Raw genomic sequence first — 22,121 nt, 5'->3', positions numbered from 1 at the left:
ATTTTAGACCCAACCTCAGGAAATTCTCATGGCAGTCTCCATGCGCGAAATGCTGGAAGCAGGTGTCCATTTCGGTCACCAGACCCGCTTCTGGAACCCCAAGATGGCCCCGTTCATCTTCGGCCATCGCAACAAGATCCACATCATCAACCTGGAAAAGTCGCTGCCGATGTTCCAGGAGGCGACCAAGTTCGTGAAGCAGCTGACCGCCAACCGCGGCACCATCCTGATGGTGGGCACCAAGCGCCAGGCTCGCGAGATCGTCGCCACCGAGGCCCGCCGCGCCGGCGTGCCCTTCGTCGACCAGCGCTGGCTGGGCGGCATGCTGACCAACTTCAAGACCGTCAAGACCTCGATCAAGCGCCTGAAGGACATGAAGGCCCAGCAGGAAGCCGGCCTCGAGTCGATGAGCAAGAAGGAGCAGCTGATGTTCCAGCGCGAGATGGAAAAGCTCGAGAAGGACATCGGCGGCATCCAGGACATGAACAGCCTGCCCGATGCCATCTTCGTGATCGATGTGGGCTTCCACAAGATCGCCGTCTCCGAAGCCAAGAAGCTGGGCATCCCGCTGGTGGGCGTGGTCGACTCCAACCACTCCCCCGAGGGCATCGACTACGTGATCCCCGGCAACGATGACTCGGCCAAGGCCGTCACCCTGTACGCGCGCGGCATCGCCGACGCCGTGCTCGAGGGCCGCTCCAGCGCCGCCAACGACGTCGTGCGCGCCGTCTCCGAAGGTGGCGACGAGTTCGTCGAAGTCGAAGAGGGCGCCAACGCCTGACCGGCCGACCCTGGCTACAAGGAAGGGGCTCTAGGGCCCCTTTTTACCGTCCGAAGAATTCTGAAAGGATCCCGAACATGGCAATCACCGCAAGCATGGTCGCAGAGCTGCGCGCCAAGACCGACGCCCCGATGATGGAGTGCAAGAAGGCGCTCACCGAGGCCGACGGCAACATGGACAAGGCTGAGGAACTGCTGCGCGTCAAGCTCGGCAACAAGGCCGGCAAGGCCGCCTCGCGCGTCACCGCCGAGGGCGTCGTCGCCGCCAGCATCGAAGGCACCACGGGCGCCCTGCTGGAAGTCAACTGCGAGACCGACTTCGTCACCAAGAACGACAGCTTCATCGCGCTGGCCAACGCGGCCGCCGCGCTGGTGGCCAGGAGCAATCCGGCCGACGTGGCCGCGCTCGGCGCGCTGCCGTACAGCCAGGACGGCTTCGGCCCGACCCTGGAGGACGTGCGCAAGGGCCTGATCGGCAAGATCGGCGAGAACATGAGCTTCCGCCGTTTCAAGCGCTTCACCGGCGAGAACAAGCTGGCTGCGTACCTGCACGGAACCCGCATCGGCGTGGTCGTCGAGTACCAGGGCGACGACACGGCCGCCAAGGACGTGGCGATGCACGTGGCGGCGATGAAGCCGGTGGCGCTGACCAGCGCTGACGTCCCGGCCGAGCTGATCGAGAAGGAACGCGCCGTTGCCGTCGGCAAGGCCGCCGAGGACCGCAAGGCTGCCGAGGCGGCCGGCAAGCCGGTGCAGTCGGACGAGATCGTCGCCAAGCGCATCGAGGGCGGCGTCCAGAAGTACCTCAAGGAGGTCTCGCTGTTCAACCAGCCGTTCGTCAAGAACGACAAGCAGACCGTCGAGCAGATGCTCAAGGCTGCCAGCACGCAGGTGAAGGGCTTCACGCTGTACGTGGTGGGCGAGGGCATCGAGAAGAAGGTGGACGACTTCGCGGCGGAAGTGGCCGCCCAGGTCGCCGCCGCCAAGAGCGCCTGATGCCTCCCGGGCCCGCTGCGCGCGGGCCTGCCGCGGCCCCGTCCGCCGGGCGGGGCCGGTAAACTCGATTCCGCCACGCCACAAGGAGCCTCCCGCATGCCATCCACCCCCGCCCACAAGCGCATCCTGCTCAAGTTGTCCGGGGAGGCGCTGATGGGGGACGATGCGTTCGGTATCAACCGCTCGACCATTGTTCGCATGGTGGAGGAGATTGCGGACGTGGTGCACAGCGGCGTGCAGGTCGCCGTGGTCATCGGCGGCGGCAACATCTTCCGCGGCGTGGCCGGCGGATCGGTCGGCATGGACCGGGCCACCGCCGACTACATGGGCATGCTGGCCACGGTGATGAACGCGCTGGCGCTCGCCGACACCATGAACAAGCAGGGCCTGGTGGCGCGCGTGATGTCGGCCATCGCCATCGAGCAGGTGGTCGAGCCGTACGTGCGGCCCAAGGCGCTGCAGTACCTCGAGGAAGGCAAGGTCGTGGTGTTCGCGGCCGGCACCGGCAACCCGTTCTTCACCACCGACACTGCCGCCGCGCTGCGCGGCGCCGAGATCGGCGCGGAACTGGTCCTGAAGGCGACCAAGGTCGACGGCGTGTACAGCGCCGACCCGAAGAAGGACCCGTCAGCCACGCGCTACAGCAAGATCACGTTCGACGACGCGATGGCGCAGAACCTGGGCATCATGGATGCCACGGCGTTCGCCCTGTGCCGCGACCAGAAGCTGCCGATCAAGGTGTTTTCGATCTTCAAGCATGGCGCGCTCAAGCGCGTGGTGATGGGCGAGGACGAGGGCACCCTGGTCTATGCCTAGAAGAGGAAAGAGGAACCCCGCATGAGCAGCATTGCCGAGATCAAGAAGACCAACGAGGGCAAGATGGACCAGTCCATCGCCGCCTTCAAGCACAACCTGACCAAGATCCGCACGGGCCGGGCCAATCCTGCACTGCTGGACACCGTCCACGTCGAGTACTACGGCTCCATGATGCCGCTCAGCCAGGTGGCCAACGTCGCCCTGCTGGACTCGCGCACCATCAGCGTCCAGCCCTGGGAAAAGGGCATGGGCGCCAAGATCGAGAAGGCCATCCGCGAAAGCGACCTGGGCCTCAACCCGGCCAGCATGGGCGACCTGATCCGGGTGCCGATGCCGCCGATGAGCGAGGAGCGCCGCAAGGAGATGACCAAGCTGGTGCGGCACGAGGGCGAAAGCGCCAAGATCGCCGTGCGCAACCTGCGCCGCGACGCCAACGAGAGCGTCAAGAAGCTGGTCAAGGACAAGCAGGCTTCCGAGGACGACCAGAAGCGGGCGGAAGCCGACATCCAGAAGGTGACCGACCGGCACATCTCCGAGATCGAAAGGCTGGTCGAGGCCAAGGAGCAGGAGATCATGGCCGTCTGATGCCAGCACGCGCCATCGCCCCCAACGTGTCCACCATTCCCCACCACATCGCCATCGTCATGGATGGCAACGGCCGCTGGGCCACGAAGCGCTTCCTGCCCCGCGTCGCGGGGCACAAGAAGGGCGTCGATGCCCTGCGCGCCTGCGTTACCCATTGCGGCGAGCGCGGGGTCAAGGTCCTCACCGTGTTCGCGTTCTCGTCCGAGAACTGGAACCGGCCGCCGGAAGAGGTGTCCGGCCTGATGGAACTGCTGGCCGTGGCCCTGTCGCGCGAGGTGCCCCACCTCAAGGGCGAGGGCGTGCGCATCCAGTTCGTGGGCGACCGCTCGGCGCTGTCCGAGAAGGTGCGGGCCGGCCTGCTGCAGGCCGAGGCGGCCACCGCGTCCAACACGCGGCTGGTGTTCAACGTCTGCTTCAACTACGGCGGCCGCTGGGACATCGCCCAGGCCGCCGCCCGGCTGGCGGCACGCGGCGAGGCGATCACCGAGCAGAGCATCGACGAGTCGATGGCGCTCGCGCACGTGCCTGATCCCGACCTGCTGATCCGCACGGGCGGCGAGAAGCGGCTCTCCAACTTCCTGCTGTGGCAGGCCGCCTACGCCGAGCTGTACTTCAGCGACAAGCTCTGGCCCGAGTTCGACGCCGCCGCGCTGGACGCCGCGATCGCCGACTACGCCCAGCGCGAACGGCGTTTCGGCAAGACCTCCCAGCAAGTACAGCCGGTGGCCAAGAAGGCCGCCTGACACGCGGCATGCTCAAGCAGCGCGTGATCACGGCCGTCGTGCTGCTGGCCATCCTGTTGCCGGCGCTGTTCTGGCGCACGCCCGAACCGTTCCTGGCGGTGGCCGTGGTTCTCATCGGGGCCGGTGGCTGGGAGTTCGCCCGCCTCAATGGCTGCGGTTCAGTCGCCTCCATCGCCATGGGCGCGGCCTGCGTCGTCCTGTGCGCCGTGGCCTGGTGGCTCGGATGGGCGGAGCAGCCGTTGCCGGGCCTGTGGCTCGCGGCCGGCATCGTCTGGACGGTCGCCGGCGCCGCGCTGCTGCGTTTGGGCGTGGCCGGCTGGCCCGGCATTCCCCGCGCGCTGAGGCTGGTCGGGGGCCTGGCGGCCCTGTGGCTCGCCTGGCTGGCCGTGGCCCAGGCGCGCGTGACGGGGGTCAATTTCCTGCTGTCGGTGCTGGTGCTGGTCTGGGTGGCCGACATCGGTGCCTATTTCGCCGGCCGCACCTTCGGCCTGAAGTTCACCCGCAACAAGCTGGCCCCCTCCATCAGCCCCGGCAAGAGCTGGGAAGGCGTCTGGGGCGGCGTGGTCGGCGTGCTGCTGCTCGCCGCCGGCTGGATCGCCGGCGACCGCCAATGGGGCGCCGACGTTCCCAGCCTGTACACCCGGCTGGTCGGGCAGGGCTGGGCCTGGCTGCTGGCCGGCGCGCTCTACCTTTCCGCCATGAGCGTGGCCGGCGACCTGGTCGAATCGCTCGTCAAGCGCAGCGCCGGCGCCAAGGATTCCAGCGCGCTCCTGCCCGGCCATGGCGGCGTGCTGGACCGTGTCGATGCCTTGCTCCCCACCCTGCCGCTCGCGATGATGCTGGCGTCCCTGTCCACGCCATGAAGCAGCGCATCGCCGTCCTCGGCTCCACCGGTTCCATCGGCGTCAACACGCTGGATGTCATCGCGCGCCACCCCGACCGCTTCGAGGTCGCGGCGCTCAGCGCCGGCTCGCGTGTCGAGCCGCTGCTGGCGCAGTGCGTGGCGTTCCGCCCGGCCGTGGCCGTCATGGCCGATCCGGGCGCGGCGCGCGAACTGGCCGCGCGTCTGGACGCCGAAGGCCTGCGCACCCGGGTGCTGGCCGGCGCGGCGGCACTGGAGCAGCTTGTCGCGGGCGAGGGCGTCGATACCGTGATGGCCGCCATCGTTGGCGCCGCCGGTCTCGGCTCGTGCCTCGCGGCCGCCCGGGCCGGCAAGCGGTTGCTGCTTGCCAACAAGGAGGCGCTCGTGGTCGGCGGCGAGCTGTTCCTCGACGCGGTGGCGACCGGTGGCGCGACGCTGCTTCCCATCGACAGCGAGCACTCGGCCATCTTCCAGTCGCTGCCGGAAGACCCGGCCACCTGGGCGGACCGCGTCGACCGCATCATCCTCACCGCCTCCGGCGGGCCCTTCCGCGACCGCGCGCCCGAGACGCTGCGCGACGTCACGCCCGAGCAGGCCTGCGCCCATCCCAACTGGGTGATGGGCCGCAAGATCTCGGTGGATTCCGCCACCATGATGAACAAGGCGCTGGAGGTCATCGAGGCCCGCTACCTGTTCGGGCTGCCGCCCGAGCGCCTGCAGGTGGTCATCCACCCGCAGAGCGTCATCCACTCCATGGTGCAGTACCGCGACAACTCGGTCGTCGCCCAGCTGGGAACGCCCGACATGCGGGTGCCCATCGCCTACGGCCTGGCCTGGCCCGAGCGCATCACCTCCGGCGCCGCGGCGCTGGACTTCTCGGCGCTGGCCGACATGAGCTTCGAATCGTTCGACAGCCGACGGCACCGGGAGCGGTTTCCCGGCCTGCAGCTGGCCTGGGATGCACTGGCGGCGGCGCCCGGAACCACGGCGGTGCTCAATGCCGCCAACGAGGAGGCGGTGGCCGCCTTCCTGGACCGGCGCATCCGGTTCGACCAGATCCACGCCGTGAACCTTGCAACTTTGGACGCGCTGGTGCCCTCCAAGCCTAAGGCGCTGGCGGACTTGCTGGCGATCGACGCCCAGGCCCGTGAAGCGGCCCTGCGCGCGATCGGCCGGCTGGCCTGACCGGCGCAGGAGGTCCCATGCTCACCATCGTCTCCTTCCTCGTCGCCCTGGGGCTGCTCATCGCGGTCCACGAATGGGGCCACTACCGCGTGGCGGTCGCCTGCGGCGTCAAGGTGCTGCGTTTCTCGGTCGGCTTCGGCAAGACCGTCTGGCGCTGGAAGCCGGCTAAGCAGCGGCCCGGCCAGGACACCGAGTTCGTGATCGGCGCCTTCCCGCTCGGCGGTTTCGTGAAGATGCTCGACGAGCGCGAGGGGCCGGTGGCGCCGGACGAGAAGCACCTGGCGTTCAACACCCAGCCGCTGCGGTCGCGGGCGGCCATCGTGGCCGCCGGACCGGCGGCCAACCTGCTGCTGGCGGTGCTGCTGTATGCCGTCGTCAACTGGTGGGGCGTTCTCGAGCCGCGCGCGGTGCTGGCGGCGCCGGTTGCCGGATCGGTCGCCGAGCAGGCGGGCTTGCGGGGCGGCGAGCGGGTCGAGCAGGCGGCGTTCGACGACGACCTGCTGGCGCCCGTGCGCTCGTTCGAGGAGGTCCGCTGGCTGCTCACTCGGGGCGCCCTCGACGGCCGGGACCTGCGGCTGGAGGTGGTCGACGACGGTCGGCGCGCCCGGCGCGAGGTGGTCCTGGCCCTCAGCGGGCTGGCGCAACCGGATGCCGATACACAACTGTTCCGCCGGATCGGCTTGCTGGGTCCGTTGACGCGCCCCGAACTCGGCGACGTGGTGGCCGGCGGCGCGGCCGACCGGGCCGGCCTGCGCAAGTGCGACCTGGTGCTGCGTGTCGGCGACCTGACGGTGGTCGACGGGCAGCAGTTGCGCGAATGGATCCGCGGCCAGGCTCAGGGCGGGAGCGCCACGACGGCCACCTGGCGTGTCGAGCGGGCCGGCCGCGCGATGGAACTGGAGGTCACGCCGGACGTGGCCAGCGACGCGGGCCGGGCCATCGGTCGGGTCGGTGCGTTCGTGGGCGCGCCGCCCGAGATGGTGGAAGTGCGTTCCGGACCGGTCGACGGCCTATGGAAGGGGGTGCAGCGCACCTGGGATGTGTCGCTGCTCACGCTGCGCATGATGGGCCGCATGGTGATCGGCGAGGCGTCGCTGAAGAACCTGAGCGGCCCCCTCACGATCGCCGACTACGCGGGCAAGTCGGCGAGCCTCGGACTGGTGCAGTACCTGGTGTTCCTGGCGATGATCAGCGTGAGCCTCGGCGTGCTGAACCTGCTGCCTCTCCCGGTGCTCGATGGGGGGCACCTGATGTATTATCTTTGGGAGGCGGTGACGGGGCGCAGTGTCTCGGACGCGTGGATGGAGAGGCTGCAGCGCGGTGGAGTGGCGCTGCTGCTGGTGATGATGTCGATTGCGCTGTTCAACGACGTCACCCGTCTCTTCGGTTGACCATAACAACGGCCTGCCGCAGCCAGCCCGGGGCCAGCGGGGCATCTTCTCGATTCGATGAAACAACAATTCAGGCGCATCCGCGCTCGCACCGTCTCGGGTGTCGTCGCCGCGCTGTTCGCGGCCCAGGCATGGGCCATCGACCCCTTCACCGTTCGTGATATCCGGATCGAGGGCCTGCAGCGGGTGGAGCCGGGCACCGTGTTCGCCTCGCTGCCGGTGCGCGTGGGCGACCAGTACACCGACGAGAAGGGTTCCACCGCGATCCGCTCCCTGTTCGGGCTGGGCCTGTTCAAGGACGTGCGCCTGGAAGTCAACGACGGCGTGCTGGTCGTGATCGTCGAGGAAAGGCCCACGGTGGCCGACGTCGACTTCGTCGGCATCAAGGAATTCGACAAGGACGTGCTGCGCAAGGCGCTGCGCGACATCGGCCTGACCGAGGGACGCCCCTACGACCAGGCGCTGGCCGACCGGGCCGAGCAGGAACTGCGGCGCCAGTACATCAGCCGCAGCCTCTACGGCGCCGAGGTGGTGACCACCATCACGCCGGCCGAACGCAATCGCGTCAACCTGACCTTCACGGTCACCGAAGGCGACCTGGCGCGCATCAAGGACATCCGCATCGTCGGCAACAAGGCCTTCAGCGAAGGCACCTTGCGCGACCTGTTCGACCTGGACACCGGTGGCTGGCTGTCCTGGTACACCAAGTCCGACCGCTACTCGCGCCCCAAGCTCAACGCCGACCTGGAGGCGCTGCGCTCGTACTACCTCAGCCGCGGCTACCTCGAGTTCCGCATCGATTCGACCCAGGTCGCGATCTCGCCGAACAAGCAGGACATCTCGATCACGATCAACGTCACCGAAGGTGACCGTTTCGTCGTCAGCGGGGTCAAGCTGGAGGGCAACTACCTCGGCAAGGACGAGGAGTTCAAGACCCTGGTGAGGATCCGTCCCGGCGAGGCCTACAACGCCAACGAGGTGGCCGAGACGACCAAGGCGTTCACCGACTACTTCGCCGGTTTCGGCTATGCGTTCGCCAACGTCGAAGCGCGTCCGGAGATCGACCGCTCCACCGGGCGCGTCAACCTGCTGCTGGTGGCCGACCCGTCCCGCCGCGCCTACGTGCGCCGCGTCAACATCGCCGGCAACAACCGCACCCGCGACGAAGTGATCCGGCGCGAGTTCCGCCAGTTCGAGTCGAGCTGGTACGACGGCGACAAGATCAAGCTGTCGCGCGACCGCGTCGACCGCCTCGGCTTCTTCCGCAGCCTGAACATCGAGACCGTCGACGTGCCGGGCGCGCCGGAGCAGGTCGACCTGAACGTCACGGTGGAGGAAAAGCCCACCGGCAGCCTGAGCCTCTCGGCCGGCTTCTCGTCGGCAGAAAAGGTGACGCTGGGTTTCGGCATCAAGCAGGAGAACGCGTTCGGCACCGGCCAGTACCTGGGCATCGACGTCAACACCAGCAAGTACAACCGCGTCATCGCGCTGAACAACACCAACCCGTACTTCACGCAGGATGGTGTCTCGCGCACGGTCGACCTGTACCACCGCAATGCCAAGCCGTACGAGACGCAGGGCGGCAACTACTCCCTGGCCACCACCGGCCTGGGCATGCGCTTCGGCATCCCGTTCAGCGAGTTCGACACGGTGTTCTTCGGTGCCAACGCCGAACGCCTGGAGATCGACCCGGGCACCAACATCCCGGCGGCCTACCTTTTCTATGCGGCCAAGATCGGTGGCTTCACCAGCAACTCGCTGCCGTTCACGGTGGGCTGGGCCCGCGACAGCCGCGACAGCGCACTGGCCCCCACCAACGGCCGGCTGCAACGCCTGAACGGCGAGCTGGGGCTGATCGGCGACAACCGCTACGTCCGCGCCAACTACCAGTACCAGCAGTACATCCCCCTGAGCAAGCAGTACACCATCGCCTTCAACGGCGAACTGGGGTACGGCAAGGGCCTGTCGGGGCGTCCGTTCCCGGTGTTCAAGAACTTCTACTCCGGCGGCCTGGGGTCGGTGCGTGGCTTCGAGCAGAGCACGCTGGGCCCGCGCGACATCACGGGGTCCGTGATCGGCGGCACGCGCAAGATCACCCTGAGCTCCGAGCTGTACGTGCCGTTCCCTGGCGCCGGCAACGACCGCACGCTGCGGCTGTTCGGGTTCACGGACATCGGCAACGTGTACGGCGAATTCGATCCCGTCGAACTCAAGGAACTGCGGGCTTCTGTCGGCGCCGGCATCTCCTGGATCTCGCCCATCGGTCCGCTGCGCTTCGCGATTGCCCAGCCAGTGCGAAAATTCGCTGGCGATAGAATCCAGAAACTTCAATTCCAGATCGGAACCTCATTCTGATGAAGTCCATCATCCGTCCTTCCGCGTGGGTGCTCGCGAGCCTGCTGGCGTTCAGCGTGCCCGCCTGGGCCGAGGACTTCCGTGTCGGTTTCGTCAACACGGATCGCATCTTCCGCGAAGCAAACAGTGCCAAGGCGGCACAGGCCAAGCTCGAGCAGGAATTCTCCAAGCGCGAGAAGGAACTGAACGACCAGGCCGCCGGCCTCAAGGGCCAGGCCGACAAGTTCGAGCGCGAGGCGCCGACCCTGTCGGAAAGCCAGCGCCAGCAGCGGCAGCGCCAGATCATCGACCAGAACCGCGATTTCGAGCGCAAGCGGCGCGAGTTCCAGGAAGACCTGAACGCCCGCAAGAACGAGGAACTGCAGCAGGTGCTCGAACGCGCCAACCGCATCGTCAAGCAGGTCGCCGAGGCCGAGAAGTACGACCTGGTGCTGCAGGAAGCGGTCTACATCAATCCCAAGCACGACATCACCGACAAGGTGATCAAGGCGCTCAACGCCGCCCGGTGAGGCCCTCGTGCAACTCCGACTGGGCGATCTGGTGGACTCGCTCGGCGGCGAGTTGCACGGTCCGCGCGAGGCCGCGATCGACGGCCTGGCACCCCTGGAGTCGGCCACGCCGACCCAGCTGAGCTTCCTCAGCAATCCCAAGTACCAGCAGCAGCTGGCCGCCACCCGTGCGACCTGCGTCATCGTGTCGCCGGCCATGCGCGAGGCCGCCGTGGCGCGAGGACCGGCCATCGTGGCCGACGACCCATACCTGTACTTCGCCCGCGTCACGCGGCTGTGGAAGGCGCGCAGTGCGCCGGCCGACACCGGCCCGGCCGTCCATACCTCCGCGGTCGTCGATCCGCAGGCAGTCGTCGATCCGTCCGCGCGCATCGGCCCCTTGTGCGTCGTCGAGCGCGGCGCGCGCATCGGAGCGGGCACCGTGCTGAAGTCGCGGGTGACGGTGGGGGAGGGCTGCACCATCGGGGCGCGCTGCATCCTCCATCCGGGCGTGGTGATCGGCGCCGACGGTTTCGGCTTCGCGCCGAACCAGGGCGCCTGGGAAAAGATCGAGCAGCTCGGCGCCGTGCGCATCGGCGACGACGTCGAGATCGGTGCCAACACCTGCATCGACCGCGGCGCACTGGCCGACACGGTGATCGAGGACGGCGTGAAGCTCGACAACCTGATCCAGGTCGGCCACAACGTCCGCATCGGCCGCAACACGGCCATCGCGGGCTGCGCGGGCATCGCGGGCAGCGCCATCATCGGGGCCCATTGCACCATCGGCGGGAGCGCCGGCATCCTGGGCCACCTGACCATCGCCGACCACGTGCACATCTCCTCGTTCACGCTGGTCTCGCGTTCCATCCACAAGCCCGGCCACTACACCGGCATCTTCCCCATCGACGACAATGCGTCGTGGGAGAAGAATGCTGCCTCGCTCAAGCAGCTGCACGCCCTGCGCGACCGCGTCCGGTCGCTCGAGAAGAAATTTCCATGACGATGGACATCCACCAGATCCTGAAGCTGCTTCCGCACCGCTATCCCATCCTGCTCGTCGATCGTGTCCTGCAGGTGGAGCTCGGCAAGAGCATCCGCGCCATCAAGAACGTCACGATCAACGAGCCGTTCTTCACCGGCCATTTCCCGCACCGGCCGGTGATGCCGGGCGTGCTGATGCTCGAGGCCATGGCCCAGGCGGCTGCGCTGCTGTCGTTCGCCACCCAGGGCGTCACGCCCGACGACAACACCGTGTACTACTTCGCCGGCATCGACGGCGCCCGCTTCAAGCGGCCGGTGGAGCCGGGCGACCAGCTGGTGATGGACGTCGAATTGCTGCGCTCCAAGGCCGGCATCTACAAGTTCAAGGGAGTGACGCGCGTGGGCGAGGAGGTCGCCTGCGAGGCCGAGCTCATGTGCACCATGCGGCAGGTGGGCTGAGCGGATGGCGATCCATCCCACGGCCATCGTCGACGCGCGCGCGCAGATCGACGCGTCGGTCACCATCGGTCCGTACGCCGTCATCGGCCCGGAAGTGCGCATCGGCGCCGGCACCACGGTGGGGCCGCATGCGGTCATCGAGGGCCGCACGACGATCGGCCGCGACAACCGCATCTTCCAGTTCGCGTCGCTCGGCGGCATTCCGCAGGACAAGAAGTACGCCGGCGAACCGTGCGAGCTGGTCATCGGCGACCGCAACACCATCCGCGAGTTCACCACCTTCAACATCGGTTCGCCCGGTGGCGGCGGGGTCACCCGTGTCGGCAACGACAACTGGCTGATGGCCTACGTGCACCTCGCGCACGACTGCATCGTGGGCGACAACACCATCTTCGCCAACAACTCGCAGCTCGCAGGGCACGTGGAAGTGGGCGACTGGGTCATCCTGGGCGGGTTCACCGTGGCGCACCAGTTCGTGCGCATCGGCGCCCACGCCATGACGGCGATGTGCTCGCTGCTATTCGCCGACCAGCCCCCGTTCGTCATGAGCCAGGGCCAGCCGGCCCAGGCTCGCTCCATGAACTTCGAGGGCCTGCGGCGCCGCGGCTTCTCGGCGGGGAGGGTCTCCGCCGTCAAGGCCATGCACAAGGCCCTCTACCGCGACGGCATCACGCTCGAAGAGGCCAAGCAGCGCATCGCCGACCTGGCCGCGGCCACCCCGGAGGCCGCGCCCGACGTCACGGCCATGCTCGACTTCCTGGCGCGCGTGTCGCCGCAGCGCGGCATCGTGCGCTGACCCATGGAGCCGCGCGTCGCGCTCGTCGCGGGCGAGGCATCCGGTGACCTGCTGGCAGGGCTGCTGCTCGGCGGCATGAGGCAGCGCTGGCCCGGGCTGCAGGCCGCCGGCATCGGCGGCCCCAGGATGGCCGAGAACGGTTTCCAGGCCTGGTGGCCGCACGACAAACTGTCCGTGCGCGGCTATGTCGAGGTGCTGCGGCACTACCGGGAGATCGTGGGCATCCGCCGGCAGTTGCGGGAGCGCCTGCTGCGCGAGCGGCCGCAGCTGTTCATCGGCGTGGACGCGCCCGATTTCAACCTCGACCTCGAGGTGGACCTGAGGGCGGCGGGCCTGCGCACGGTGCATTTCGTCTGCCCCTCGATCTGGGCCTGGCGTCCGGAGCGCATCGAGAAGATCCGGCGTGCCTGCGACCACGTCCTGTGCATCTTCCCGTTCGAGCCAGACCTGCTGGCCCGTCATGGAGTGGCGGCAACTTATGTCGGGCATCCGCTGGCCAACGTCATCCCGATGGAGGCCGACAAGGCCGCGGCACGCGTGGCGCTCGGCCTTCCGGTCGACGGCGAAGTGGTGGCCATCCTGCCGGGCAGCCGCAAGTCGGAGATCCATGCCCTGGCTCGGCGCTTCCTGGACGCGGCGGCCCTGGTCCGCCGCTCGCGCCCGGCCGTGACATGGATCGTGCCGGCATTGCCCGCCCTGCGCCCCGCCATCGATGCTGCAGTCCAGGCAGCCGGTCTCGCAGGAGTAGTCAAGGTGCTCGACGGACAGTCGCACCTGGCGCTCGCCGCGTGCGACGTGACATTGATCGCCAGCGGGACGGCCACCCTCGAGGCAGCCCTGTTCAAGCGGCCGATGGTGATCGCCTACGCGATGAACACGATCAGCTGGCACATGATGCGCCGCCAGCAGCTTCAGCCCTGGGTCGGCCTGCCCAACATCCTGTGCGAGCAGTTCGTCGTGCCGGAGTTGCTGCAGCACGACGCGACCCCCCAGGCCCTGGCCACGTCATTGTTGGAATGGCTGGACGCTCCTGCCAGAATGGCGGCCGTGCAGCAGACGTTCACCGAACTGCACCAGCGCCTGCGGCGCGACACCGCAACATTGGCAACGGATGCGATCCAGCAAGTCATCGAAGGTTGAGCAGGTCAAGCTGCCCTGGGACCCCATTGGCCTGATGGCCGGGGTCGACGAGGCCGGCCGTGGCCCGCTCGCCGGTCCCGTGGTGGCGGCCGCGGTCATCCTCGACGACAGCAAGCGGATCCGGGGCCTGGCCGATTCCAAGCAACTCACGCCGCTGCAGCGCGACCGCCTGTACGACCTGATCTGCGAGAAAGCCCTGTGCCTGTCCATCGCCCAGGCGTCGGTCGAAGAGATCGATAGGCTGAACATCTACCACGCGACCATGCTGGCCATGAAGCGGGCGGTCGAGGGCTTGCGCCTGAAGCCGGCCAAGGTGCTGGTCGACGGCAATGCGCTTCCGCGCATCGAGGTGCTGGCCGAAGCCATCGTGGGCGGCGACGCCAAGGTGAAGTCGATTTCGGCCGCCTCCATCCTGGCCAAGGTGCACCGCGACCGCTTGTGCAAGGAACTGCACGAGGAATTCCCGCAGTACGGCTTTGCCGCGCACAAGGGCTACAGCACCCCCGAACACCTGGAAGCCTTGCGCTTGCATGGCGCCTGCCGCCACCACCGCCGGTACTTCAGCCCGGTCGCCGCCACCATGACGTTGTCGCCTGGCGGTGGCGTCACCGTCACGCCGTCGTGACGGTCATCCACTCGGCCGCCAACCCGCAGTACAAGGTCCTGCGCCTGCTGGCGCAGGACAGCACGGCCTGGCGGCGGCAGGGTCGCATCTGGCTGGAGGGCGACCACCTCTGCCGGGCCGCCCTGCAGCGCGGCGTGCAGCCGCAGCTGGCCGTCTATTCCGAGTCCTGCCGCAGCGACCTGCGGCTGCCGGCAGCGCAGGAGTTGGTGCTGGCGGACGTACTCTTTCGCAGCCTCAGCGGGCTGGAATCGCCGGCGGCGATGGGCTTCGTGATCGGTATCCCGGAGGCGCTGCCCGTCGACCCCCGGGCGCCGACGGTGGTGCTGGACCGGCTGCAGGACGCCGGCAACGTCGGTGCCGTCCTGCGCAGCGCCGGGGCGTTCGGGTTCCGCCAGGTCATTGCCCTGAAGGGCACGGCGGCCCTGTGGTCGCCCAAGGTGGTGCGTGCCGGCATGGGCGCGCATTTCGGCCTGCGCCTGTTCGATGCGGCTGGCCCCGATTCGCTCGATACCTTGCAGCTGCCTCTGCTGGCAACGAGTTCGCACGCGGGCCACTGGTTGCACGCCGCCGAGCTGCCCTGGCCCTGCGCCTGGGTGTTCGGCCACGAGGGGCAGGGCGTGTCGCCCGAGGTGGCGACCCGCGCGGCGTTGGCCGTGCGCATCGTGCAGCCCGGTGGCGAGGAATCGCTCAACGTCGCCGCCGCCGCGGCCATCTGCCTGCACGCCAGCGCGGCCGGCAACGCCGCCTGAGCGATTCCGTTGCGGCTGCCTCGACGGTAGCGGGGCGTCGGCAGGCTATAATCAGCGGCTTTCCCGCAAACTCGTACGCCGAGCGCCGCCAAGCCACTCCCCTGAACAAAAGCTACACCGGAAGCCCAGCTTTCGGCCGCGTTTTGGGCGTACCCGTCACCATCCGGAGAACCCAGTGCTTTTGTCTCAACAGGGAGCCCAGCCTCCCGCCATCCTGGCACTCGCGGACGGCACGGTCTTTCTTGGCAGTTCCATCGGGGCCGCAGGCTCCACCTCCGGCGAGGTCGTGTTCAACACGGCCATCACCGGCTACCAGGAAATCCTCACCGACCCCAGCTACTGCCGGCAGATCGTCACGCTGACCTATCCGCACATCGGCAACTACGGCGTCAACGAGGAGGACGTGGAGGCCAGCAAGGTCCACGCCGCCGGCCTCATCATCCGCGACCTGCCGCTGGTCGCATCCAACTTCCGCACCAGCCTCACGCTCTCGCAATACCTCCAGCGCGAGAACACCGTCGGCATCGCCGACATCGACACCCGCAAGCTGACCCGCCTGCTGCGCACCAAGGGCGCGCAGAACGGCTGCATCCTGGCGCTGTCCGCCGGCCAGGAAGTGACACCCGCGCACGTCGAGCGGGCCGTCGCCGAAGCGCGCAAGGCGCCCGCCATGAATGGCCTGGACCTGGCCAAGGTGGTGTCCGTCGACGCGTCCTATGGCTGGGATCAGACCGAGTGGCAGCTGGGGGCGGGCTACGGCCGCCTCGACCAGCCCAAGTACCACGTGGTCGCCTTCGACTACGGCGTGAAGAAGAACATCCTGCGCATGCTGGCCGAGCGCGGCTGCAAGGTCACCGTCGTGCCGGCGAAAACCCCGGCCGCCGAGGTGCGCAAGCTCAATCCCGACGGCGTGTTCCTGTCCAACGGCCCGGGTGACCCGGAGCCGTGCGACTACGCCATCGATGCCACGCGCGAACTGGTCGAGGACGGCTATCCCACCTTCGGGATCTGTTTGGGCCACCAGATCCTGGCGCTCGCCTCGGGCGCCAAGACCTTCAAGATGAAGTTCGGCCACCACGGCGCCAACCACCCGGTGAAGGACCTCGACAACGGCCGGGTCTCCATCACCAGCCAGAACCACGGCTTCGCGGTCGACGAGAAGACGCTGCCGGCCAACCTGCGCCCCACGCACGTGTCGCTGTTCGACGGCACGCTGCAGGGCCTGGCCCGCACCGACAAGCCGGCCTTCTGCTTCCAGGGCCATCCCGAGGCCTCGCCGGGTCCGCACGACATCGGCTACCTGTTCGACAAGTTCACGGGCCTGATGGACCAGACGAAAAAGTAACCATGGCCAAGCGCACAGACATCAAGAGCATCCTGATCATCGGGGCCGGCCCGATCATCATCGGCCAGGCCTGCGAGTTCGACTACTCGGGCGTGCAGGCCTGCAAGGCGTTGCGCGAGGAAGGCTACAAGGTCATCCTGATCAACAGCAATCCGGCGACGATCATGACCGACCCGGCCACGGCCGACGTCACCTACATCGAACCCATCACCTGGCAGACGGTCGAGAAGATCATCGCCAAGGAAAAGCCCGATGCCATCCTGCCCACCATGGGCGGCCAGACGGCGCTGAACTGCGCGCTGGACCTGTGGCACCACGGCGTGCTGGACAAGCACAAGGTCGAGCTGATTGGCGCCACGCCGCACGCGATCGACAAGGCCGAGGACCGCCAGAAGTTCAAGGAGGCGATGACCAAGATCGGCCTCGGGTCGGCTCGCTCGGGCATCGCGCATTCCATGGAAGAAGCGTGGACGGTCCAGAAGACCGTGGGCTTCCCCACCGTGATCCGTCCCAGCTTCACGCTCGGCGGCACGGGCGGCGGCATCGCCTACAACGCCGAGGAATTCGAGGTCATCTGCAAGCGCGGCCTGGAAGCGTCGCCCACCAACGAGTTGTTGATCGAGGAATCGCTGCTCGGCTGGAAGGAGTTCGAGATGGAGGTGGTCCGCGACAAGGCGGACAACTGCATCATCATCTGCTCGATCGAGAACCTCGATCCCATGGGCGTGCACACCGGCGACTCCATCACCGTGGCGCCGGCCCAGACACTCACCGACAAGGAATACCAGATCATGCGCAACGCCTCGCTGGCGGTGCTGCGCGAGATCGGCGTCGACACCGGTGGCTCCAACGTGCAGTTCGCGATCAATCCCAAGGACGGGCGCATGGTCGTGATCGAGATGAACCCGCGCGTGTCGCGCTCGTCGGCCCTGGCCTCCAAGGCCACGGGCTTTCCCATCGCCAAGGTCGCCGCCAAGCTGGCCGTCGGCTACACGCTCGACGAACTGCGCAACGAGATCACGGGCGGGGCCACGCCGGCCAGCTTCGAGCCCTCGATCGACTACGTCGTCACTAAGATCCCGCGCTTCGCCTTCGAGAAGTTCCCGCAGGCCGACGCGCACCTGACCACGCAGATGAAGTCGGTGGGCGAGGTCATGGCCATGGGCCGCACCTTCCAGGAGTCGTTCCAGAAGGCCCTGCGCGGGCTGGAGGTCGGCGTGGACGGCATGAACGAGAAGACCCAGGACCGCGAGGTGCTCGAGAAGGAGCTGGGCGAGCCCGGCCCCGAGCGCATCTGGTACGTGGGCGACGCCTTCGCGCAGGGCCTGTCGGTCGACGAGGTGTACGACCTCACGAAGATCGACAAGTGGTTCCTGGTGCAGATCGAGGAGATCGTGAAGATCGAGCTCGAGCTGGACAAGCTGGTGGCGCAAAAGGGCGAGGGCACCCTGGCTTCCATCGACGCCCGTACGCTGCGCCTGCTCAAGCGCAAGGGGTTCTCCGATCGCCGCCTGGCCAAGCTGCTCAAGACCACCGACAAGGCCGTGCGCGAACTGCGCAAGAAGCTGGGCGTGCGCCCGGTGTACAAGCGCGTGGACACCTGCGCCGCCGAGTTCGCCACCAACACCGCGTACATGTACTCGACCTACGAGGACGAGTGCGAAGCGCTGCCGACCAACAAGAAGAAGATCATGGTGCTGGGCGGCGGGCCCAACCGCATCGGCCAGGGCATCGAGTTCGACTACTGCTGCGTGCATGCCGCGCTCGCCCTGCGCGAGGACGGCTACGAGACCATCATGGTCAACTGCAACCCGGAGACGGTGTCGACCGACTACGACACGTCGGACCGGCTCTACTTCGAGCCGCTGACGCTGGAAGACGTGCTGGAGATCGTCGACAAGGAAAAGCCCACCGGCGTCATCGTGCAGTACGGCGGCCAGACACCGCTGAAGCTGGCACTCGGGCTGGAGGCGGAGGGCGTGCCCATCATCGGCACCTCGCCCGACATGATCGATGCCGCCGAGGACCGCGAGCGGTTCCAGAAGCTGCTGCAGGAGCTGGGCCTGCGCCAGCCGCCGAACGCCACCGCCCGCACCGAGCCCGAGGCGCTGGAAAAGGCGCAGGCGCTGGGCTACCCGCTGGTCGTGCGGCCCAGCTACGTGCTGGGCGGCCGTGCGATGGAGATCGTCCACGAGCAGCGCGACCTCGAGCGCTACATGCGCGAGGCCGTCAAGGTGTCGAACGACTCCCCGGTGCTGCTCGACCGGTTCCTCAACGACGCGATCGAGTGCGACGTCGACTGCCTGTCGGACGGCCAGCGCACCTTCATCGGCGGCGTGATGGAGCACATCGAGCAGGCCGGCGTGCACTCGGGCGACTCGGCCTGTTCGCTGCCGCCGTACTCGCTGTCGAAGGAGACGGTCGACGAGCTCAAGCGCCAGACGGCCGCCATGGCCAAGGCCCTGAAGGTCGTGGGCCTGATGAACGTGCAGTTCGCCATCCAGCAGATCGACGGCCAGGACGTCATCTTCGTCCTGGAGGTCAATCCGCGCGCCTCGCGCACCGTGCCGTACGTGAGCAAGGCCACCGGCATCCAGCTGGCCAAGGTGGCCGCGCGTTGCATGGTGGGCCAGTCGCTCGAGTCGCAGGGCATCCGAGCCGAGGTGACGCCGCCGTACTTCAGCGTGAAGGAGGCCGTGTTCCCGTTCGTCAAGTTCCCGGGCGTGGACACCATCCTCGGTCCGGAAATGAAGTCCACCGGCGAGGTGATGGGCGTCGGCAAGACCTTCGGGGAGGCCTTCGTCAAGAGCCAGCTCGGAGCCGGAACCAAGCTGCCGCGGCCGACGGATGCCGTCAAGAAGGTGTTCCTGACCGTCAAGAACAGTGACAAGCCGCGTGCCGTGGAAGTGGCACGGCAGCTGGCCGGCATGGGCTTCGACGTCGTGGCGACCAAGGGCACCGCCGCGGCCATCGGCGCCGCGGGCATTCCCTGCGGGACGGTCAACAAGGTCACCGAGGGGCGGCCGCACGTGGTCGACATGATCAAGAACGACGAGATCTGCATGGTGATCAACACCGTGGAAGAGCGCCGCAACGCCATCGCCGACTCGCGGGCGATCCGCACATCGTCGTTGCTCGCCCGGGTGACGACCTTCACCACCATCGCCGGCGCCGAGGCGGCGGTCGAGGGCATGAAATACATGGACAACCTCGACGTCTACTCGGTCCAGGAACTGCACGCCCAGCTGGGCTAGCGGCCGGCCCCCGGCCGGACGGCCGGGCTGGAACTTTTGGGTATCATCAGACCGAACAACACACCGCCGGTCGGCAACGTCCGGCGGTTTGCTTTTGCGAGCATGAGGAACAGACATGGCAACCATTCCCATCACCAAGCGCGGCATCGAGAAACTGAAGGCAGAACTGCATGAGCTGAAGACGGTGCAGCGTCCCTGGGTGATCAATGCCATTGCCGAGGCGCGCGCACAGGGCGACCTCTCGGAGAACGCCGAGTACGACGCGGCGAAGGATCGCCAGGGTTTCATCGAGGGACGCATCCGCGAACTCGAGGGCAAATTGGCCGCCGCGCAGGTGATCGATCCGTCCCAGCTGGACGCGGGCGGCAGGGTCGTGTTCGGCGCCACGGTCGAGCTGGAGGAAGAAGAGTCCGGCGACAAGGTCAAGTACCAGATCGTCGGCGAGGACGAGGCCGACCTCAAGGAAGGCCTGATCAACATCTCCAGCCCGATCGCCCGGGCGCTGATCGGCAAGGAAGAGGGCGATACCGCCGAAGTGCAGGCGCCGGGCGGCATCAAGCGCTACGAGATCGTGGCGGTGCATTACGTCGGATGAGCACCTGGCGGCACCGGCTCCCCGTGCTGGCGGCGGCCCTGTGGTGGGGCAGCCTCAGTGCCATCGGCTTCCTGGCGGTGCCCTTGCTTTTCGCGAACCTCCCCACGCCAGCCCTGGCTGGCCAGACGGCCGCCAGGCTCTTCAGTGCGCAGACCTGGGTGTCGCTCGGTTGCGGCGTGGTCGTGCTGATGGCGTCGCGCCAGCGTGGCGAGGCGCCACGGATGGACTGGGCACGAGGTGCGCTCGGCTTCACGCTCGCTGGACTGCTGCTGGCCTTGCTGGCCGAGTTCGCGGTGGCTCCGCGCATCGTTGCGCGCGAGAACCTGCGGCTCTGGCACGGGGCCGGGACCGCGATGTTCGCCTTGCAGTGGGCCTGCGCCCTGGTGGTGCTGTGGAAGGCGACCGGCGAAGCCGGCCGCGCCGGCGTCAGTCCAGGCGACCCTTCTTGACCGATTTCTGCTTGGGCTTGGCCCGCTTGACCTGGCCCCCGGGCGTCAGGCGCTGGTTCCCCAGCACGCGCAGGGTGCGTACTTCGGGGCGTTGTCCGCCTCGCTTGCTGTATTTCAGGACCTTGACGTCGCGAGGGCCGGGCATGCGGTCCTCGTCGGCTGCCTTGGACTTGGCGGGCTTGGGGCGCCACAGCACCAGCAGCTTGCCGATGTGCTGGATCTGGGCGGCGTTCAGCTGGTCGGCCAGCTGGTCGTACATGGCGTCGCGGGCGGCGCGATCGTCGCCGAGCACCCGCACCTTGATGAGGCCGTGGGCGGACAGTGCGGCGTCGGTCTCCTTGACGATGGCCGGCGTGAGGCCGTCGTTGCCGATCATGACCACGGGGCCGAGGTGGTGGGCTTCGGCGCGGTGCACCTTGCGTTCGGCAATGGAGAGTTGGATGGCTGGCATGGCCGGTATTATCGATCGCAGGCGGAAGGCACTTCCTTGAAAGTCAAGACCAAGAGCAAGAAGGTCAACAAGGCCTGGCTCAACGACCACGTCAACGACCCCTACGTGAAGCTCGCGGCGAAGGAGGGCTTCCGGGCGCGCGCGGCCTACAAGCTCAAGGAGATCGACGAGCAGCTCGGCCTGATCCGGCCGGGGCACCTGGTGGTCGATCTCGGATCGACGCCGGGCGCCTGGAGCCAGTACGTGCGCCGCAAGCTGTCGCCCCAGGGCGCCGCCGTGGGCGCACTGGACGGCACCATCCTGGCGCTCGACATCCTGCCGATGGACCCGATCGAAGGCGTCAACTTCCTGCAGGGCGATTTCCGCGAGCCGGAGGTGCTGGCGCAGCTGGAAGCCGTGGTGGCGGGGCGCAAGGCGGACGTGGTGGTCTCGGACATGGCGCCCAACCTGTCGGGCATCGCGTCGGCGGACGCAGCCCGGATCGCGCATCTGGTGGAGCTGGCCGTGGCGTTTGCCGAGTTGCACCTGAAGCCGGACGGCGCGCTCGTGTGCAAGGTGTTCCACGGCAGCGGCTACAGCCAGCTGGTGAAGCTGTTCAAGGAAAGCTTCCGGATCGTGAAGCCGATCAAGCCCAAGGCCTCGCGGGACAAGTCCTCGGAGACTTTCCTGGTGGGCATCGGCCCCAAGGGCCGCTGATTCAGGCCCTCAGCGGCGGCTTCTGGTCACGTTTTTCGGTGCTGACGCGGGTGCTGACGACTATTTCACGCCCCAGCATTTGGCAACAAAGGGTGAGATTGGTGGAGTCGGTTGGGGACGGAGCGCTCCCGGGCCGCGAAATGAGCAGGAATGTTTCGTTTGCGGTGACAAGAATTGGGGAACCCGAGATCGGGAGTTCTGCCTATCCTCAAGTGCGGTCGAGTTCACAGTCAGGCAAATTCGGTCCTGAAAAGGCCTGCATCAGCTTGACTGGAAGTCGGTTGTCGGGCATTGGATTTTCCGCGGCGATGCGGACCGGCACCTGCACGAGGCGCCCCTTGCTTGCAACCTTTGGGCGAGCAGTGCATCGAACGCCC

General features: G+C 67.6%; 22 protein-coding genes. 21 read left to right on the top strand and 1 reads right to left on the bottom strand.

What is annotated here, in order from left to right:
• The first annotated feature begins 28 nt into the window (after window positions 1–28).
• The 20 genes from rpsB to GON04_RS17470 all read left to right on the top strand — a co-directional run bounded on the left by rpsB (window position 29) and on the right by GON04_RS17470 (window position 20,597).
• Window positions 29–781 (top strand): 30S ribosomal protein S2, encoded by a 753-nt coding sequence (gene rpsB, locus GON04_RS17565; RefSeq protein WP_157399328.1) that lies wholly within the window; start codon window positions 29–31, stop codon window positions 779–781.
• Window positions 782–858: 77 nt separating this feature from the next.
• A complete protein-coding gene (tsf, locus tag GON04_RS17560) occupies window positions 859–1,776 on the top strand; it encodes a translation elongation factor Ts (protein WP_157399327.1) in 918 nt (305 codons plus the stop codon).
• A 96-nt stretch (window positions 1,777–1,872) separates the two neighbouring features.
• Window positions 1,873–2,592 carry a UMP kinase gene (gene pyrH / locus GON04_RS17555; protein WP_157399326.1) on the top strand — a complete coding sequence of 240 codons (720 nt, stop codon included), beginning with the start codon at window positions 1,873–1,875 and terminating at the stop codon, window positions 2,590–2,592.
• Window positions 2,593–2,613: 21 nt separating this feature from the next.
• Window positions 2,614–3,177 (top strand): ribosome recycling factor, encoded by a 564-nt coding sequence (frr, locus tag GON04_RS17550; RefSeq protein ID WP_157399325.1) that lies wholly within the window; start codon window positions 2,614–2,616, stop codon window positions 3,175–3,177.
• The gene (gene uppS, locus GON04_RS17545; RefSeq protein ID WP_157399324.1) at window positions 3,177–3,920 is read left to right on the top strand and encodes a polyprenyl diphosphate synthase; all 744 of its coding nucleotides are present in this window, start codon (window positions 3,177–3,179) and stop codon (window positions 3,918–3,920) included. Before frr ends, uppS begins: the two co-directional genes overlap by 1 nt.
• Window positions 3,921–3,928: 8 nt before the next feature.
• A complete protein-coding gene (locus GON04_RS17540) occupies window positions 3,929–4,783 on the top strand; it encodes a phosphatidate cytidylyltransferase (protein ID WP_157399323.1) in 855 nt (284 codons plus the stop codon).
• Window positions 4,780–5,967, top strand: a complete 1,188-nt coding sequence (ispC, locus tag GON04_RS17535) for a 1-deoxy-D-xylulose-5-phosphate reductoisomerase (RefSeq protein WP_157399322.1) — start codon at window positions 4,780–4,782, stop codon at window positions 5,965–5,967. The genes GON04_RS17540 and ispC overlap by 4 nt, the downstream gene beginning before the upstream one ends.
• Window positions 5,968–5,984: 17 nt before the next feature.
• Complete coding sequence (gene rseP / locus GON04_RS17530) at window positions 5,985–7,358, top strand: RIP metalloprotease RseP (RefSeq protein ID WP_157399321.1); 1,374 nt, start codon at window positions 5,985–5,987, stop codon at window positions 7,356–7,358.
• Between the two features lie 57 nt (window positions 7,359–7,415).
• Complete coding sequence (gene bamA, locus GON04_RS17525; RefSeq protein ID WP_157399320.1) at window positions 7,416–9,713, top strand: outer membrane protein assembly factor BamA; 2,298 nt, start codon at window positions 7,416–7,418, stop codon at window positions 9,711–9,713.
• Window positions 9,713–10,222 carry an OmpH/Skp family outer membrane protein gene (locus GON04_RS17520; RefSeq protein ID WP_157399319.1) on the top strand — a complete coding sequence of 170 codons (510 nt, stop codon included), beginning with the start codon at window positions 9,713–9,715 and terminating at the stop codon, window positions 10,220–10,222. Before bamA ends, GON04_RS17520 begins: the two co-directional genes overlap by 1 nt.
• A 7-nt stretch (window positions 10,223–10,229) precedes the next feature.
• The gene (gene lpxD, locus GON04_RS17515; protein WP_181653632.1) at window positions 10,230–11,204 is read left to right on the top strand and encodes a UDP-3-O-(3-hydroxymyristoyl)glucosamine N-acyltransferase; all 975 of its coding nucleotides are present in this window, start codon (window positions 10,230–10,232) and stop codon (window positions 11,202–11,204) included.
• Between the two features lie 2 nt (window positions 11,205–11,206).
• A complete protein-coding gene (gene fabZ / locus GON04_RS17510; RefSeq protein WP_157400745.1) occupies window positions 11,207–11,644 on the top strand; it encodes a 3-hydroxyacyl-ACP dehydratase FabZ in 438 nt (145 codons plus the stop codon).
• Window positions 11,645–11,648: 4 nt separating this feature from the next.
• Window positions 11,649–12,440: an acyl-ACP--UDP-N-acetylglucosamine O-acyltransferase gene (lpxA, locus tag GON04_RS17505; protein ID WP_157399318.1), complete on the top strand. Its 792-nt coding sequence runs from the start codon at window positions 11,649–11,651 to the stop codon at window positions 12,438–12,440.
• 3 nt (window positions 12,441–12,443) lie between these two features.
• Window positions 12,444–13,580 carry a lipid-A-disaccharide synthase gene (gene lpxB, locus GON04_RS17500; protein WP_157399317.1) on the top strand — a complete coding sequence of 379 codons (1,137 nt, stop codon included), beginning with the start codon at window positions 12,444–12,446 and terminating at the stop codon, window positions 13,578–13,580.
• The gene (rnhB, locus tag GON04_RS17495; protein ID WP_157399316.1) at window positions 13,552–14,205 is read left to right on the top strand and encodes a ribonuclease HII; all 654 of its coding nucleotides are present in this window, start codon (window positions 13,552–13,554) and stop codon (window positions 14,203–14,205) included. Before lpxB ends, rnhB begins: the two co-directional genes overlap by 29 nt.
• The gene (locus tag GON04_RS17490; protein ID WP_181653631.1) at window positions 14,202–14,954 is read left to right on the top strand and encodes a TrmH family RNA methyltransferase; all 753 of its coding nucleotides are present in this window, start codon (window positions 14,202–14,204) and stop codon (window positions 14,952–14,954) included. The genes rnhB and GON04_RS17490 overlap by 4 nt, the downstream gene beginning before the upstream one ends.
• 175 nt (window positions 14,955–15,129) lie before the next feature.
• Window positions 15,130–16,299, top strand: a complete 1,170-nt coding sequence (carA, locus tag GON04_RS17485) for a glutamine-hydrolyzing carbamoyl-phosphate synthase small subunit (RefSeq protein ID WP_181653630.1) — start codon at window positions 15,130–15,132, stop codon at window positions 16,297–16,299.
• A gap of 2 nt (window positions 16,300–16,301) precedes the next feature.
• A complete protein-coding gene (carB, locus tag GON04_RS17480) occupies window positions 16,302–19,553 on the top strand; it encodes a carbamoyl-phosphate synthase large subunit (RefSeq protein WP_157399315.1) in 3,252 nt (1,083 codons plus the stop codon).
• Between the two features lie 115 nt (window positions 19,554–19,668).
• A complete protein-coding gene (gene greA / locus GON04_RS17475) occupies window positions 19,669–20,148 on the top strand; it encodes a transcription elongation factor GreA (RefSeq protein WP_157399314.1) in 480 nt (159 codons plus the stop codon).
• On the top strand, window positions 20,145–20,597 hold the full coding sequence (locus GON04_RS17470; RefSeq protein WP_157399313.1) for a DUF4149 domain-containing protein: 453 nt from the start codon (window positions 20,145–20,147) through the stop codon (window positions 20,595–20,597). The genes greA and GON04_RS17470 overlap by 4 nt, the downstream gene beginning before the upstream one ends.
• On the opposite strand, the gene GON04_RS17465 is transcribed toward GON04_RS17470, so the two are convergent.
• The gene (locus GON04_RS17465) at window positions 20,575–21,048 is read right to left on the bottom strand and encodes a YhbY family RNA-binding protein (protein WP_157399312.1); all 474 of its coding nucleotides are present in this window, start codon (window positions 21,046–21,048) and stop codon (window positions 20,575–20,577) included. The genes GON04_RS17470 and GON04_RS17465 overlap by 23 nt on opposite strands.
• Window positions 21,049–21,084: 36 nt before the next feature.
• On the opposite strand from GON04_RS17465, the gene GON04_RS17460 reads away from it, so the two are divergent.
• A complete protein-coding gene (locus GON04_RS17460) occupies window positions 21,085–21,744 on the top strand; it encodes an RlmE family RNA methyltransferase (RefSeq protein WP_157399311.1) in 660 nt (219 codons plus the stop codon).
• Window positions 21,745–22,121 lie beyond the last annotated feature (377 nt).

The sequence above is a fragment of the Ramlibacter pinisoli genome, assembly GCF_009758015.1.
Lineage (GTDB): Bacteria > Pseudomonadota > Gammaproteobacteria > Burkholderiales > Burkholderiaceae_C > Ramlibacter > Ramlibacter pinisoli.
The sequence above is the reverse complement of the archived record's forward strand: the minus strand, read 5'-3'. Positions and strand labels throughout refer to the sequence as shown.

Bases quoted from the DNA above. Each gene is read 5' to 3' on its own strand.
- GON04_RS17465 (WP_157399312.1), bottom strand. From the start codon at position 21,048: ATGCCAGCCATCCAACTCTCCATTGCCGAACGCAAGGTGCACCGCGCC.
- rpsB (WP_157399328.1), top strand. From the start codon at position 29: ATGGCAGTCTCCATGCGCGAAATGCTGGAAGCAGGTGTCCATTTCGGT.
- fabZ (WP_157400745.1), top strand. From the start codon at position 11,207: ATGGACATCCACCAGATCCTGAAGCTGCTTCCGCACCGCTATCCCATC.
- greA (WP_157399314.1), top strand. From the start codon at position 19,669: ATGGCAACCATTCCCATCACCAAGCGCGGCATCGAGAAACTGAAGGCA.
- GON04_RS17470 (WP_157399313.1), top strand. From the start codon at position 20,145: ATGAGCACCTGGCGGCACCGGCTCCCCGTGCTGGCGGCGGCCCTGTGG.
- GON04_RS17520 (WP_157399319.1), top strand. From the start codon at position 9,713: ATGAAGTCCATCATCCGTCCTTCCGCGTGGGTGCTCGCGAGCCTGCTG.
- rseP (WP_157399321.1), top strand. From the start codon at position 5,985: ATGCTCACCATCGTCTCCTTCCTCGTCGCCCTGGGGCTGCTCATCGCG.
- rnhB (WP_157399316.1), top strand. From the start codon at position 13,552: ATGCGATCCAGCAAGTCATCGAAGGTTGAGCAGGTCAAGCTGCCCTGG.
- tsf (WP_157399327.1), top strand. From the start codon at position 859: ATGGCAATCACCGCAAGCATGGTCGCAGAGCTGCGCGCCAAGACCGAC.
- GON04_RS17540 (WP_157399323.1), top strand. From the start codon at position 3,929: ATGCTCAAGCAGCGCGTGATCACGGCCGTCGTGCTGCTGGCCATCCTG.
- uppS (WP_157399324.1), top strand. From the start codon at position 3,177: ATGCCAGCACGCGCCATCGCCCCCAACGTGTCCACCATTCCCCACCAC.
- carB (WP_157399315.1), top strand. From the start codon at position 16,302: ATGGCCAAGCGCACAGACATCAAGAGCATCCTGATCATCGGGGCCGGC.
- lpxA (WP_157399318.1), top strand. From the start codon at position 11,649: ATGGCGATCCATCCCACGGCCATCGTCGACGCGCGCGCGCAGATCGAC.
- ispC (WP_157399322.1), top strand. From the start codon at position 4,780: ATGAAGCAGCGCATCGCCGTCCTCGGCTCCACCGGTTCCATCGGCGTC.
- bamA (WP_157399320.1), top strand. From the start codon at position 7,416: ATGAAACAACAATTCAGGCGCATCCGCGCTCGCACCGTCTCGGGTGTC.
- lpxB (WP_157399317.1), top strand. From the start codon at position 12,444: ATGGAGCCGCGCGTCGCGCTCGTCGCGGGCGAGGCATCCGGTGACCTG.
- pyrH (WP_157399326.1), top strand. From the start codon at position 1,873: ATGCCATCCACCCCCGCCCACAAGCGCATCCTGCTCAAGTTGTCCGGG.
- frr (WP_157399325.1), top strand. From the start codon at position 2,614: ATGAGCAGCATTGCCGAGATCAAGAAGACCAACGAGGGCAAGATGGAC.